Annotated in this window: 13 protein-coding genes and 6 tRNA genes; 6 read left to right on the plus strand and 13 right to left on the minus strand. The window is 63.7% G+C overall.

The annotated features are described in order from the left end of the window. Nucleotides 1–10: 10 nt before the first annotated feature. The 6 genes from aroC to fdxA all read right to left on the minus strand — a co-directional run bounded on the left by aroC (nt 11) and on the right by fdxA (nt 6,401). Nucleotides 11–1,141 (minus strand): chorismate synthase, encoded by a 1,131-nt coding sequence (gene aroC / locus ACNKW1_RS02710; protein WP_418363056.1) that lies wholly within the window; start codon nt 1,139–1,141, stop codon nt 11–13. A 180-nt stretch (nt 1,142–1,321) separates the two neighbouring features. Next, a complete protein-coding gene (gene ilvN / locus ACNKW1_RS02715; RefSeq protein ID WP_418363057.1) occupies nt 1,322–1,639 on the minus strand; it encodes an acetolactate synthase small subunit in 318 nt (105 codons plus the stop codon). Beyond that, complete coding sequence (gene ilvB / locus ACNKW1_RS02720) at nt 1,639–3,306, minus strand: acetolactate synthase large subunit (RefSeq protein ID WP_418363058.1); 1,668 nt, start codon at nt 3,304–3,306, stop codon at nt 1,639–1,641. Before ilvB ends, ilvN begins: the two co-directional genes overlap by 1 nt. A gap of 315 nt (nt 3,307–3,621) precedes the next feature. After that, nucleotides 3,622–5,283 carry a long-chain-fatty-acid--CoA ligase gene (locus ACNKW1_RS02725; RefSeq protein WP_418363059.1) on the minus strand — a complete coding sequence of 554 codons (1,662 nt, stop codon included), beginning with the start codon at nt 5,281–5,283 and terminating at the stop codon, nt 3,622–3,624. Nucleotides 5,284–5,512: 229 nt separating this feature from the next. Continuing rightward, the gene (locus ACNKW1_RS02730; protein ID WP_418363060.1) at nt 5,513–5,965 is read right to left on the minus strand and encodes a CBS domain-containing protein; all 453 of its coding nucleotides are present in this window, start codon (nt 5,963–5,965) and stop codon (nt 5,513–5,515) included. Nucleotides 5,966–6,077: 112 nt separating this feature from the next. Next, complete coding sequence (fdxA, locus tag ACNKW1_RS02735) at nt 6,078–6,401, minus strand: ferredoxin FdxA (RefSeq protein WP_418363061.1); 324 nt, start codon at nt 6,399–6,401, stop codon at nt 6,078–6,080. 317 nt (nt 6,402–6,718) lie between these two features. On the opposite strand from fdxA, the gene trxA reads away from it, so the two are divergent. Both trxA and rho read left to right on the plus strand, forming a co-directional pair. Then, nucleotides 6,719–7,045, plus strand: a complete 327-nt coding sequence (trxA, locus tag ACNKW1_RS02740) for a thioredoxin TrxA (RefSeq protein WP_418363062.1) — start codon at nt 6,719–6,721, stop codon at nt 7,043–7,045. Next, complete coding sequence (gene rho / locus ACNKW1_RS02745; protein ID WP_418363063.1) at nt 7,029–8,483, plus strand: transcription termination factor Rho; 1,455 nt, start codon at nt 7,029–7,031, stop codon at nt 8,481–8,483. Before trxA ends, rho begins: the two co-directional genes overlap by 17 nt. Before the next feature lie 97 nt (nt 8,484–8,580). Here the strand turns inward: rho and ACNKW1_RS02750 are convergent, their stop codons facing one another. From ACNKW1_RS02750 to ACNKW1_RS02780, 7 genes are all read right to left on the minus strand, one after another. After that, complete coding sequence (locus ACNKW1_RS02750) at nt 8,581–9,432, minus strand: 3-hydroxybutyryl-CoA dehydrogenase (protein ID WP_418363351.1); 852 nt, start codon at nt 9,430–9,432, stop codon at nt 8,581–8,583. A 190-nt stretch (nt 9,433–9,622) separates the two neighbouring features. Next, nucleotides 9,623–9,699: transfer RNA gene (locus ACNKW1_RS02755), tRNA-Asp, on the minus strand. Nucleotides 9,700–9,758: 59 nt separating this feature from the next. Next, nucleotides 9,759–9,834, minus strand: a tRNA-Glu gene (locus ACNKW1_RS02760). Nucleotides 9,835–9,862: 28 nt separating this feature from the next. Further along, a tRNA-Ala gene (locus tag ACNKW1_RS02765) sits at nt 9,863–9,938 on the minus strand. Between the two features lie 96 nt (nt 9,939–10,034). Then, a tRNA-Asp gene (locus ACNKW1_RS02770) sits at nt 10,035–10,111 on the minus strand. Nucleotides 10,112–10,174: 63 nt separating this feature from the next. Next, nucleotides 10,175–10,250, minus strand: a tRNA-Glu gene (locus ACNKW1_RS02775). Between the two features lie 21 nt (nt 10,251–10,271). After that, a tRNA-Ala gene (locus tag ACNKW1_RS02780) sits at nt 10,272–10,347 on the minus strand. Nucleotides 10,348–10,549: 202 nt separating this feature from the next. Here ACNKW1_RS02780 and ACNKW1_RS02785 point away from each other — a divergent pair. From ACNKW1_RS02785 to ectB, 4 genes are all read left to right on the plus strand, one after another. Further along, nucleotides 10,550–11,734 (plus strand): methyltransferase, encoded by a 1,185-nt coding sequence (locus tag ACNKW1_RS02785; protein ID WP_418363064.1) that lies wholly within the window; start codon nt 10,550–10,552, stop codon nt 11,732–11,734. 6 nt (nt 11,735–11,740) lie between these two features. Next, complete coding sequence (locus tag ACNKW1_RS02790) at nt 11,741–11,962, plus strand: hypothetical protein (protein ID WP_418363065.1); 222 nt, start codon at nt 11,741–11,743, stop codon at nt 11,960–11,962. A gap of 395 nt (nt 11,963–12,357) precedes the next feature. After that, nucleotides 12,358–12,936 carry a diaminobutyrate acetyltransferase gene (ectA, locus tag ACNKW1_RS02795; RefSeq protein ID WP_418363066.1) on the plus strand — a complete coding sequence of 193 codons (579 nt, stop codon included), beginning with the start codon at nt 12,358–12,360 and terminating at the stop codon, nt 12,934–12,936. Between the two features lie 103 nt (nt 12,937–13,039). Next, on the plus strand, nt 13,040–14,323 hold the full coding sequence (gene ectB / locus ACNKW1_RS02800) for a diaminobutyrate--2-oxoglutarate transaminase (RefSeq protein ID WP_418363067.1): 1,284 nt from the start codon (nt 13,040–13,042) through the stop codon (nt 14,321–14,323). Nucleotides 14,324–14,350 lie beyond the last annotated feature (27 nt).

Consider the following 14,350-nt stretch of genomic DNA (forward strand, 5'->3'; position numbering starts at 1 on the left):
CCGCGTCGCTTCAGCGCGGCGAAGGCAGGCGTTGGTCCCCTTCCGGCGCGAGCGCGGGAATGCACGGCGTGTCGCTGCGCACGTCTCCGCACTGCGCACGATGGCGCAGCGCGTGGTCGATCAGCACCAGTGCGAGCATCGACTCGGCGATCGGCGTGGCACGGATGCCCACGCAGGGATCGTGGCGGCCTTCGGTGGCAACCATCACCGGCTTGCCGGCGCGGTCGATCGAGCGGCGCTCGAGGCGGATGCTCGAGGTCGGCTTGATCGCTATGCTGGCGAGGATGTCCTGCCCGGTGGAGATGCCGCCAAGCACGCCGCCGGCGTGATTGGACAGGAAGCCCTGCGGTGTCATCTCGTCACCATGCTCGGTGCCACGCTGCGCCACCGATTTGAAGCCGGCGCCGATCTCCACGCCCTTGACCGCGTTGATGCCCATCATCGCGTAGGCGATGTCGGCGTCCAGCCGCCCATACACCGGCTCACCCCAGCCCACCGGGACGCCGCTGGCAACCACGTCGATGCGCGCGCCGATGGAGTCGCCGGACTTGCGCAGTGCGTCCATGTAGGCCTCGAGCTCGGGCACGATCGCGGCGTTGGGGGCGAAGAAAGGGTTGCCATCGACCTCTTCCCACGACACGAAGGGAATCTCGATCGGGCCAAGCGCGGTCATGCATGCGCGAATGACAATGCCGTGGCGTTCCTTCAGCCACTTCTTCGCGATCGCGCCCGCCGCCACCCGCACCGCGGTCTCGCGCGCCGACGAGCGCCCACCGCCGCGATGGTCGCGCAGGCCGTATTTCTGCAGGTAGGCGTAGTCGGCATGGCCGGGGCGGAAGGTATCGGCGATGTTGCCGTAGTCCTTGCTGCGCTGGTCCTGGTTGCGGATCAGCAGCGAGATCGGTGTACCCGTGGTGACGCCCTCGAACACACCGGAGAGGATCTCGACGGTGTCCGGCTCACGGCGCTGCGTGACGTGTCGCGAGGTGCCCGGCTTGCGGCGATCGAGCTCGGCCTGGATGTCGGCCTCGCTGATCGCCAGTCCCGGCGGGCAGCCATCGACGATGCAGCCGATCGCAGGGCCGTGGGATTCGCCGAAGGAGGTGACGGTGAAGAGCGTGCCGAGGGTGTTGCCGGACATGGGAATCTCTCTTTTCGCCCACGCAGCGAAGGTGACGGCCGAAGCACGCGCACTCGCAGCACAAGGCATCTCGAAATGAACGGGGACGGGGCGCGAGTCTAGCACGCGCACCCCGCCCCCTTCAGCCCGGCGGCAGCATGCCGACAGGCGTCCGCGCGGCCGGATCGGCCCGCGCGCAATTTAGTGGAAGAAACCCTCCAGGCGCTCGAACACCTCGTGCTCCGCACCATGGCGGCGGACATTGAGCACGTCCTCGAGCTTCTCAAGCTGGCGGATCATCTGCTCGAGGCGCTGGTCTTCGAACACGAGCAACCAGATGCGCGAGCGCTTGCCGTCGGACACCGGCATGCACAGGATGCCCTCGACGTTGAAGGCGCGGCGCGCAAAGAGATTGCAGATGTGGCTCATCACCCCGGGGTGGTTGTTCACATCCAGTTCCAGAACGACCTTGGCATAGCCGGCTTGCGGCAGGGGGTCGGCAACCTGTTCGATCATCATCAGCCTCCGATCATCTCGGTGTTGGCCGCACCCGGCGGCACCATGGGATACACGAATTGTTCGCGATCAATCGTCGCGTGAATCAGGCATGGGCCGGGCGCATGCAGGGCTTCGGCAAGCGCCGCGCGCGGGTTGTCGACCTTGTCCAGATCGACCGCCGGCACGCCGAACCCCTCGGCGATCTTCACGAAGTCGGGCTCGGTCCGGTACTTGGAGGCGAACAGGCGCTGGCCGTAGAAGAGCTTCTGTTGCTGATACACCAGGCCGAGCGCATTGTTGTTCATCAGCACGATCTTGACGTTGAGGCCCTCCTCGGCCAGCGTCGCAAGCTCCTGGATATTCATCTTGAAGCTGCCGTCACCGGTGAAGCAGACAACCGTGCGCTCCGGTTCTGCGAGCGCCGCACCGATCGCGGTGGGCAAGCCGAAGCCCATCGTACCCAGGCCACCCGAGGTGAGCCACTGGCGCGGACGGCGGAAGGGATAGGCCTGCGCGACCCACATCTGGTGCTGACCGACGTCGGTCGCGATGATCGCGCGGTCGTCGAGTGCACCGGCCACCGCCTGGATCAAGCCATAGTGGGTGCGCGGATCATCCTGGCCGGGGAACTGCATCGGGAAGCGCGTCTTCAGGCTCTCGACGTGCGACAGCCAGCGCTTGCGCAGGGCGACCTGGATGCGCGGCAGCAGCGCTTCGAGTGCGCACTTCACGTTGGCATGGATCGCGACGTGGGCGGTCTTGATCTTGTGCAGTTCGGAGGGGTCGATGTCGATATGCACGACCTTCGCGTTCGGGCAGAACTGCGCCGCACGGCCAATGGCGCGGTCGTCGAAGCGGGCACCCACGCAGATCAGCACGTCGGCCTCTTCGAGCACGAAGTTGGTGTAGCGCGCGCCGTGCATGCCGAGCATACCGATCGAAAGGGGGTGATCCATCGGCATCGCCCCGAGCGCCATCAGCGTCATCGTGGTCGGCAGCCCGCCCTGCTCTGCCAGTTGCACCGCGAGCGGCGCAGCACCCGAGCTGACGACGCCGCCGCCGAGGTAGAGCACCGGTTGCTCGGCCTCGTTGATCATCCGCGCCGCCGCCTCGATCGCCTCCATGTCGAGTTGCGGCGTCGCATCTGCGACTGCGGGCGGCGGCAGTTGATCTACGGTGATCAGCTGATTCTGCACATCCTTGGGCACATCGATCAGTACCGGGCCGGGGCGGCCGGACATCGCGATGCGGAACGCGTCCGGAATCACCTCGAGCAGTTCCTGCGCCGAGCGGACGAGGAAGTTATGCTTGGTAATCGGCACCGTGATGCCGTAGATGTCGACTTCCTGGAAGGCATCGGTGCCGATCATTGCCTGCGGCACCTGACCGGTGATGACCACCATCGGGATGGAGTCGAGACAGGCGTCGGCGATCGCCGTCACCAGGTTGGTCGCTCCGGGGCCGCTGGAGGCAATGCACACCTGCGGCACGCCGGAGACGCGTGCCATGCCCTGTGCCATGAAGCCCGCCCCCTGCTCGTGACGAGCGAGCACGTGGCGAATCTGCTCGCTCGCGGACATCGCGTCATAAAAGGGCAGGATCGCGCCGCCGGGAATTCCCGCGACGGTGCGCACACCCTGGCGCTCGAGAAGGCGCACCATCAGTTGCGCGCCGGTCATTTGCATCATGTTGCTCTCCTTGCTTGGGGATACGGTGAGAGTGCTGCGGCGTCAGTACCGGCGGGGCGCAAAAAGCAAAACCCCCGTCGGGCTTGCGCGCCGACGGGGGTTGGAGATTCCTGCTGTCCTGTGTTTCGTGTCCCGTTACGACGCGCGCCTGCCTACGCCTACTACGCGTACTACGGATACGAGGGCAAGGGCTTCAAACCGGGTCATGAACGTCTCTTTAACGGGTGCCTAGCTCAACGGCCTGGAAACGTGGACCGAAGTTTAAGCACGAAACTGTGCATTGCACAAGAAGCTTGTTGCGAGAAACTTGCCGCATCAGCTGTCACGCAGTTCCCGGCGCAGGATCTTGCCCACGTTGCTCTTCGGCAACTCGTCACGGAACTCGATGTGATGCGGGATCTTGTAGCCGGTGAGATTCTCGCGGCAATGCGCGAGCACCGCCTCGGCCGTCAGCGCAGGATCCTTGCGCACGACAAACACCTTCACCGCTTCGCCGCTACGCTCGTCGGGCACACCGATCGCGGCCACCTCGAGCACCCCCGGGTGGCTCGCGACCACGTCCTCGATCTCGTTCGGATACACGTTGAAACCCGAGACCAGGATCATGTCCTTCTTGCGATCCACGAGGGTGATGAAACCCTTCTCGTCCATGATCGCGATGTCTCCGGTGCGCAGGTACCCGTCCGCGGTGAACACGCGCGCCGTCTCCTCCGGCCGCCGCCAGTACCCCGGGGTGACCTGGGGACCACGCACGCAGAGCTCGCCGCGCTGCCCGATGGCCTGCTCGTTGCCCTCATCGTCGCGGATGCTGATCTCGGTGGAGGAGACGGGCAGTCCGATCGAATGGTTGAATGCCTTGAGGTCAAGCGGGTTGATGGTGACGGCGGGCGATGTCTCGGTCAGACCATAGGCCTCGACCAGCGGCACCCCGGTCACGCGCTTCCACTTCTCGGCGACGGCCTGCTGCACGGCCATGCCACCACCGAGCGTGACCTTGAGCGAAGAGAAATCCAGCTTGGCAAAATCGGGGTTGTTCACAAGGGCGTTGAAGAGCGTGTTCACCCCCGTGATGACGGTGAAGCGATGCTTGCCCAGTTCCTTGACGAAGCCCGGAATGTCGCGCGGATTGGGAATCAGCACGTTGACCGCCCCGATCTTCAGGAAAGTCAGGCAGTTCGCCGTCAGAGAGAAGATGTGGTACAGGGGCAACGCGGTGATGATGGTCTCACTGCCCTCGTTCACGTAGGGCCCGATCCAGGCGTGCGCCTGCTGAAGGTTGGCGATGATGTTGCGATGCGTGAGCATTGCTCCCTTCGCCACTCCGGTGGTCCCTCCGGTGTACTGCAGGAAGGCGATGTCGTCATGCCCCACGTCCACCGGCTGCAGCGTATGCGCTGCACCGCGGCGCAGCGCCTCGCTGAAGCGCACGTGACCGTCGAGCCGCCACGCGGGCACCATCTTGCGCACGCGGCGAACCACGAAATTGACGATCGGCCCCTTCGGGAAGCCCAGCAGTTCACCCATGCTGGCCACCACAATGTGCTTTACCGGCACCTGCGCACGCACATGCTCGAGCGTGTGCGCGAAGTTCTCGAGGATGACGATCGCCTCCGCACCCGCATCCTTGAGCTGATGTTCAAGTTCGCGCGCCGTGTATAGCGGATTGACGTTGACGACGACGTATCCAGCGCGCAAGGCGCCGAACAGTGCGATCGGATACTGCAGCACGTTCGGCATCATGAGTGCGATGCGCGAGCCCTTCGGAAGCTTCAGCTCACCCTGCAGGAAGGCGCCGAAGCGTGCCGACTGGGTCTCGAGCTCGGCATAACGGATCGCCTTGCCCATGCACACGTAGGCCGTCCGGTCGGCAAAGCGCGCTGCGCTGCGCTCGAACAGATGGCCGAGCGAGCGGAACTCGTCGACGTCGACTTCCGGCGGCACGCCCGGGGGGTAGCTCTTCAGCCAGATTTTTTCCACGCTTTCTCCTCCTGTTGCTGGAAATAACGCCAGCAGGGCCATGTGGCCCCGCCGGCTCCGCCCTCCCGAGGCGTCCAGCAGGCGCATGCACCTGCCGCTTCATTCCAACCAAGCCGCCCCCGTTTGTTTTAGGGTGGGGTGTCGGCGGGACGGATCGCTCCGTCCATGGAGGTGCGGTGACTGCGCACCGCGCGCCGGGCAGATCGCCCGGTCTTGTTCTTGCGGATACTTACTGCTGCCGCTCCTCGCCTTCGGGCCAGTTGCGGATGTAGTTCTTCAGCATCCGGTTCTCGAAGCTCTGCTCTTCGAGCACAGCCTTCGCCACATCATGGAAGCTGACCACGCCGAGCAGCGTATGGCCATCCATTACGGGCAGGTAGCGCTGATGATGCTCGACCATCAGGCGGCGCAGCTCGTCCATTTCCATGTCCGGCGAAGCCGAGCGCGGATCCTGCAGCATGACGTCCCCGACGCTGAGGGCCTGCCAGTCGGCGCCCGCTTTCTGCACGGCGACCAGCACCTCGCGGAAGGTCAGCAGGCCAACCATCTCGCCACGAGAAAAAACGACGAGCGAGCCGACGTCCTGCTCGTTCATGATCTCGACCGCTTCGGCAATGTTCCTGTTGGGCGCGATGGTAAACAACACCTTGCCCTTGATCGCGAGAATCTCGCTCACCAGCATGACGGTCTCCGAAGCCTGTAAATGAGTATGTCTGACAGCCGTTCAGGCGCCATATTAGTGCAACACCCCGATGCCGCAAAGCCGGTCAGGGAAGACACCTACCCGCCTTCGCTCAGCGCAGAAGCTCGCCAAGCTTGGATTTGATCTTCGCCCATTGGTCCGCATCGGGCAGCGAATCCTTGCGCTCGACGATCGGCTTCCACTGCTTCGCAAGCTCCGCATTGAGCGCGATGAACTGCTGCTGGTCCGCGGGCACGTCGTCTTCGGCGAAGATCGCCTCGACCGGACACTCGGCCACGCACAGCGTACAGTCGATGCACTCCTCGGGGTCGATGACCAGAAAATTGGGGCCTTCCCGGAAGCAGTCCACCGGACAGACATCCACACAGTCGGTGTATTTGCAACGGATGCAGCTTTCGGTCACGACATAAGCCATTGTGTCTCTCCAAGCGTGAGAATTGTGCTGGCCAACTGGCTGGCCCGGACGTCAAATATAGTCCAGTCGTTTGTTTTTTTGCCACGCCTTGCTGCCCGATAGCACCCGCAGCCTTCCAAGACCCTTGACGCGGGGCATCGGTTCGCATAAGTTTCGGCGCAAATCCTTCACGGAAGGCCCTCCCTTCCTCCGGACCTCCCGGCCTGCATCCTCCGCACAGCGGCGCATCGCCGGCTCATCCTCTCCCTCTCGTATCCATTCTCCGCGACGCAGCAGTGCAGTTGCGTCCATCCCCGCTAGCCCTTATGTGAGGAATCATGAGCGAGCATATCCACTATGTGACCGACGGCAACTTCGAAGCCGAAGTGCTGCAGTCCCAGACCCCGGTGCTGGTCGATTACTGGGCCGAATGGTGCGGCCCCTGCAAGATGATCGCCCCGATCCTCGACGACGTCGCCAAGGATTACGCCGGCAAGCTCAAGGTTGCCAAGCTCAACATCGATGACAACCAGGAAACCCCCGCCAAGTACGGCATTCGTGGCATCCCCACGCTGATGCTGTTCAAGGGCGGCAACGTCGAGGCGACCAAAGTGGGCGCCCTTTCCAAATCTCAACTGACCGCCTTCATTGACAGCAACATCTAAGCCGGACCAGGCTCCGGCCCGTTCCCGCAGTTCTTCGCGCGCCCGTCGCCGCGGCGCGCGAAACCGGGACGGCAATTCCCCCCAGAACGCAAAGTCCGAAAACGACCTGTTCGACGTCGAGGCCGTCGGCGAGGAAGCTTCCTCCACGCCCCGCGACCCCAACGCCCCGGCACTCCACCTCTCCGAGCTCAAGGCCCTGCATGTCAGCGAATTGCTGCAGATGGCGGTCGAGGCGGGCGTGGAAGGCGCAAACAGGCTGCGCAAGCAGGAACTCGTCTTCGCGCTGTTGCGCAACCGTGCCCGCAGGGGCGATCCGATCTGTGGCGATGGCGCACTCGAAGTGCTGCCTGACGGATTCGGCTTCCTGCGCTCTCCCGACACCTCGTACCTCGCGGGGACGGACGACATCTATGTGTCGCCCTCGCAGATCCGGCGCTTCAACCTGCGCACCGGCGACACGATCGAGGGAGAGATCCGCATTCCGAAGGACGGCGAGCGTTATTTCGCGCTCACCAAGCTCGACACGATCAACGGTCGCCCCCCGGAAGAATGCAAGAACAAGATCCTGTTCGAGAACCTCACGCCGCTGCATCCGCAGGAGTGCCTGAAGCTCGAGCGCGAGATGCGCGGCGAGGAGAACGTCACCAGCCGCGTCATCGACATGATCGCGCCCATCGGCAAGGGCCAGCGCGGCCTGCTCGTCGCACCGCCCAAGAGTGGCAAGACCGTCATGCTGCAGCATATCGCGCACGCGATCACGGCCAACCACCCGGACGTCAAGCTGATCGTGTTGCTGATCGACGAGCGCCCGGAGGAAGTGACCGAGATGCAGCGCTCGGTGAAGGGCGAGGTCGTGGCCTCCACCTTCGATGAACCGGCAACGCGTCACGTTCAGGTCGCCGAGATGGTGATCGAAAAGGCCAAGCGCCTGACCGAGCACAAGTATGACGTCGTGATCCTTCTCGACTCGCTGACCCGTCTCGCACGCGCCTACAACACGGTGCAGCCCGCATCCGGAAAGGTACTGACCGGCGGCGTCGATGCCAACGCGCTGCAGAAGCCCAAGCGCTTCTTCGGTGCCGCGCGCAACATCGAGGAAGGCGGCTCTCTGACCATCATTGCCACGACCCTGATCGATACCGGCAGTCGCATGGACGACGTGATCTACGAGGAATTCAAGGGCACCGGCAACATGGAGCTCCACCTCGATCGCCGCATGGCCGAGAAACGCGTCTATCCAGCCATCAACGTCAACCGGTCGGGCACCCGGCGCGAAGAGTTGCTGCTCAAGGCCGACGTGCTGCAGAAAGTGTGGATCCTGCGCAAGCTGCTCTACGGCATGGATGACATCGACGCGATGGAATTCCTGCTTGACAAGATCAAGGCCACCAAAGGCAACGCGGAGTTCTTCGACGCGATGCGCTCGGGCCGCGGCTGATCCACGGATCGCCGTTTGCAACAAGCGAACGCCACCCTCGGGTGGCGTTCGTGCGTGTACGCCCGCCCGCAGCGCACAATGCCGGCGGGGGTACACATCATTTGTAATCGAAGAAGCCCTTCCCGCTCTTGCGCCCCAGATAACCCGCCTCGACCATCTCCACCAGCAGCGGAGCCGGACGATACTTCGGATCCTTGAAGCCCTCGAACAGCACCTGCATCACCGCAAGCTGCACGTCCAGCCCGATGAGATCGCACAGCGCCAGCGGGCCAATCGGGTGGTTGCAGCCGAGCTTCATGGCCTCGTCGATCTCCCCAGCGGTAGCAAGCCCTTCGCCAAGGGTGAAGATCGCCTCGTTGATCATCGGGCACAGCATGCGGTTGACCACGAAACCCGGGCTGTTCTTCACCTGCACCGGCGTCTTGCCGATCTGCCTGGCCACGGCCTCGACACGGGCGTGAGTCTCGGCACTCGTCTGCAGGCCACGGATCAACTCAACCAGCGCCATCATCGGCACCGGATTGAAGAAATGCATGCCGATGACACGGTCGGCACGGCCAGTTGCGGCAGCCAGGCGAGTCACCGAGATCGAGGAAGTATTGGTCGCGAGAATCGCGTCCTGCTTCATCGCGGCGTCCAGATCCGCAAAAATCTTCAGTTTGAGATCGAGATTCTCGGTGGCAGCCTCGATGACGAGGTCGCAGTCGGCGAGCGCGCTCACGACCGTCGCAGTTGAAATGCGCGCCATCACAGCCGCTTTCTCGTCGGCGCTCATCTTTTCCTTCTTGATCAGCCGATCAAGACTCGCACTGATGGTCGACAACCCGCGTTGCACCTGGGGCTCACCGATATCCATCATGACCACATTCAAACCTGCGGCCGCAAAGGCCTGTGCAATGCCGTTCCCCATGGTCCCGGCGCCCACCACGCCGATCTTGCCGATGCTCATCTTCATACGCTCCCTCGATAGTTGGTCCGAAACGAACGCTGCAATGGCGGCGGCCTTCGCCTTCCATACTACAGCGTATGGAACGAAACTCTAGCCGATGACAGGCGGACTGACCAGCCTTACGGAGGAAGAAATCCAGGGCGCAAAAATTGAAAAAGCCCTTTCGAGATATCTCGAAAGGGCTTTTTTGTGGCGGAGTGGACGGGACTCGAACCCGCGACCCCCGGCGTGACAGGCCGGTATTCTAACCAACTGAACTACCACTCCGCACTAACCTGCTCCGGCTTTCGCCGGTTTGCAACCTGATCCATGCCAGGTCGCCTTGTTGGCGTCCCCACGGGGATTCGAACCCCGGTTATCGCCGTGAAAGGGCGGTGTCCTAGGCCTCTAGACGATGGGGACTGCAAGCCTACTTACTGCTCAAAACCTTTGGTGGAGGTAAGCGGGATCGAACCGCTGACCTCTTGCATGCCATGCAAGCGCTCTCCCAGCTGAGCTATACCCCCACAACGAGTCGGCGATTATAGCTTCCGTTCAAGCTCACCGCAACTGTTCCGAAGCGCGACTCTCGAAACAGACCGGAGCAAAGCTCCGGGTGAAACTGGCGGAGTGGACGGGACTCGAACCCGCGACCCCCGGCGTGACAGGCCGGTATTCTAACCAACTGAACTACCACTCCGCACTGACTTTCTCCGACGCTTGTCGGATTCGCTTCACAGCCCAATGGCTGTGTCGCCTTGTATGGCGTCCCCACGGGGATTCGAACCCCGGTTATCGCCGTGAAAGGGCGGTGTCCTAGGCCTCTAGACGATGGGGACTGCAGCACTGCAACTTCGATTTGGTGGAGGTAAGCGGGATCGAACCGCTGACCTCTTGCATGCCATGCAAGCGCTCTCCCAGCTGAGCTATACCCCCGTCACCGAAGAGCGCGCAGTATAGTAAGCGTTCTTCGCTTTGTAAACACGTTCTGCAATTTTTGTAGCATCCTCCAATACACGCTGTTTTCGCCACGCCACCCTGCATGCAATAGCCCCCTGCACAGCCCGTCATCCAGCTGCTCGAGCCCGTGCATGGACTCCCCTAGACACCATCCGACCCGATACGAGCCACCCCGATAGTGGACCTGCGCGAACGCTTTCTCGCACTGCAAGCGCTGCTACAGGCCCATCGCGCCTTCTGGGCGCCCTCGCCTTTTCATCAGGAACTCCCGCAATGGTGCCTGGATCAGCCGCAGCTGGCACACCAGGTCCTCGCACTGGATGCCGCAAGCGTTGATCGTTACCGCGACAAACCGGATCTGGCGACGAACTGGCTCGCACCGCACCTGCACGGCCTGGCGGAACTGACCGCACTCAGCACGCTCGACATGCTGCCCGCGCAGCCGGCCACACCCGTGCCGCCGCACCTCGACGTAGGGATCCCGGGCCGCAAGAAAGCGCAGATCGAGGCTTTCGCCTCTCGTTTGCCGCAGATTCCAGGGCCCGCCCTCGAATGGTGTGCTGGCAAGGCGCACCTGGGCCGACACCTGCATCAAACGCGCAGAATCGAAGTCGCCGCACTCGAGATCGATGTCGCGCTCTGCCAGCAAGCCAGACAGCTCGCCGCCCGACACCGCGTTCCGCACACCATCCTCCAAGGCGACGCGACGAGCCCATCAGCAATCGAATACCTTGAGGGGCGGGACGTCGTAGCCCTGCATGCATGCGGAGAGTTGCATCGCCGGCTCGTCCGCACCGCTGCCGACCACGGCGCGCGCAGCCTGCACATCGCGCCCTGTTGTTACCACAAGGGTAGCGCCGGCGCCTACCAGGCCATGAGCGGTACCGCCACCCTCCAACTCGACAGCAACAAGCTGCGCCTCGCCGTCACCGAGACCGTCACCGCGCCACTGCACGACCGTCGCCGACTCGCGCGGGATCAGGCCTGGAAGCTCGGTTATCTGGCGCTCCGCAATGACCTCGGACTTCAGGCGGAGAGACCATTCCAGCCCGTTCCGGCTGCATGGCTGAAGAACGATTTCGCCAACTTCTGCAGGCTTCTCGCCGCGCGCGCGCAACTGCGGCTCCCCGGGCACATCAACTGGGCACATTGGGAGAACGCCGGAGCCGCCCGCCGCGAACAGGTCCTTCGCCTCGAGATCATCCGCCACGCCTACCGCCGCCCACTGGAGATCTGGTTGGCCCTCGACCTCGCGCTGGGACTGCAGGAGCGTGGCTTCGAAGTCCAGATCGGCTGCTTCTGCACACGAACACTCACGCCGCGGAACATCCTCATCAGCGCTCACCGCCATGCGGGAGGATAAGGAGTCGTGGCGCAGCCCGTCATTGGTCGCCTGATCACTGGTGGCCCCCCGGCACGGTCGAAGCCGCAGCGCATCCTCGAGTCGCATCACAAACTCACCAACGCAATCCGCAAGGTCACCGATCACCTCCCCCGCCACGGCGCGCTGCAGACCATGGCGGCCGTACTCCCGGTCAGCGCCTCGTTGCAAGTGGGAGTCCGCACCCCCGCTTTCGTCAAACTCCGGTAGCGGCGACCATACGACCATCCTCCACGATAAGCGCTGCGATCTCCGTGGCGCGATCGCCTTACGCGGGCGACAAGCCCTTACGCGGACGACAAGCCCCGTGACCTCGAAATCCAATGACCGCCTTCGCAGACTTGATGTGAAACCGGATGCTCGGGTAAGGTAAAAAAGGATTTGAGCAAATACATCGGATCCCTCCCGCTGCGCAAGGGTCAATTGACTGGCCATTCATGCCATGCAGTGGGCGATCGTTCAACGGCCAATGCGTCGCTTGAGTTTTGTGAGGCCTCTTGCCGGGGCCGACCGGCCGCGGTGCCCGCCCCAAGGCGCTGACGTGGTCTGCCATGCTGCACTTCACCTCGCAGTGAGTGCGGCATGCCACCAGAACAACCCACGACATGACCCGTACCGAGACACCTTCGTCCATCCGATCCTCCACCCGCGCTCCCATTCGTTTCCGTAGCACCCGCCCGAGTGATGGCACCGCTCTGTGGCAATTCGTCCAGGCTACTGGCACGCTGGAGCCAAACTCGGTCTATTTCTACGTGCTGTTCGCCGCCGACTTCGGCGACACCTGCCTTGTGGCTGAGCAGGACGGCCGCATCGTCGGCGCCGTCATCGGCTTCCACCCGCCGCGCGAGGCCGACACTGCCTTCGTCTGGCAGGTGGGGGTGCTGCCCGAGCAGCGCGGCCAGGGCCTCGGCCTGCAGCTGCTGCAGCAGTGGTTGAGCCTGCCGGCCAATGCCTGCTGTCGCTGGGTGACAGCCACAGTGGCGGACGACAACCTGGCCTCAAGTGCGCTGTTTCACCGCCTGGCGCGCGAACATGACACCCGCTGCCACGTAACCCCCTACTTCACCGTCGATCTGTTTCCAGCAGATCACCCCGCCGAGCCACTGTTGCGCGTGGGCCCGATTGCGCGCCATACGCCCGCCCGCGGCGTTCAGTCCCAGCTCGAGAACCCCATACCGGTCTGACCGGCTTCGTGCCGTGCCAGGCACTCGCAGGCGCGAGCGCCCCGATAGCGCTCGTCCCGCGTCGAGCGCAGCCCCGCCCTTTTTCGACCACAGGAGTTACTTCATGATGAACCCATTCGAACAGTGCGAATCCGAAGTACGCGGCTATTGCCGCAGTTTTCCCGCGATGTTCACCAGCGCCAAGGGCGCGTGGATGATAGACGCCGAGGGCCGCCGCTACCTCGACTTCTTCTGCGGCGCAGGTGTGCTGAACTACGGTCACAACCCCGATAGGATCAAGCAGGCCCTGCTGGCCTACCTTATGCGCGACGGCATCACGCACTCGCTGGACATGTACACCGAGGCGAAGCAGGGCTTCATCGAGCGCTTCAACGAAGTCATCCTGCAGCCGCGAGGCCTGCGCTACAAATTCCAGTTTCCCGGGCCGACCGGCACCAATGCGGTCGAGGCTGCGCTCAAGCTGGCGCGCAAGGTGACCGGACGCGAGCAGGTGGTCGGCTTCACCAATGCCTTTCACGGCATGACGCTGGGTGCGCTGGCGGTGACAGGGAACGGGTTCAAGCGCGCCGGGGCCGGCGTGCCGCTCGGCCACACCGCCTCCGTTCCGTTCGATGGCTATCTTGGCGAAGGCACCGATACGCTCGACTACTTCGAAGCGCTGCTCAAGGACGAGGGCAGCGGGATGGACAAGCCTGCCGCGGTCATCGTCGAGACCGTGCAGGCAGAGGGTGGCGTCAACGTCGCCAGCATCGAGTGGCTTCAGCGCCTGCGCCGCGTTACCGAAGAGCATGGCGTGCTGCTCATCGTCGATGACATCCAGGTCGGCTGCGGCCGCACCGGGACGTTCTTCAGCTTCGAGGACGCAGGCATCGTGCCGGACATCGTCACGCTGTCCAAGTCCTTGTCGGGCTATGGCCTGCCGCTGGCGCTGGTGCTGATCAAGCCCGAACTCGACCAATGGGCGCCGGGCGAACACAACGGCACCTTCCGCGGGCACAACCCGGCCTTCGTCACTGCCACCGCCGCGCTCAAGTTCTGGCAGGACGGCCTCCTCACCGAGGATGTCGCGCGCAAGGCGGAGCTGGTGGAGAAGCGCCTGGCCAACATCGTCGCAAAGCACGTTCCGGATGCGCGGGTGCGCGGGTGCGGGCTGATCTGGGGCGTCGAGTTCGACGACGCACAGCTGGCGGCGCGCATCTCGCAGGCGTGCTTCAAGCGCGGGCTGATCATCGAGACCGCAGGCATCGACGATCAGGTGCTCAAGCTGCTCCCGAGCCTGACCATCACCGAGGAAGAGCTGCGGCACGGCCTGGACGTGATCGAAGCGGGTCTGTGCGACGCCCTGGGGGTCGACAACGCGGCGGCCGCGATCGTAGCCGCGGCCTAAGATCCCCGTCCTCACTGCTCCCCGTCT

The organism is Thauera sp. WH-2 (assembly GCF_048321015.1).
Classification (GTDB): Bacteria; Pseudomonadota; Gammaproteobacteria; order Burkholderiales; family Rhodocyclaceae; genus Thauera.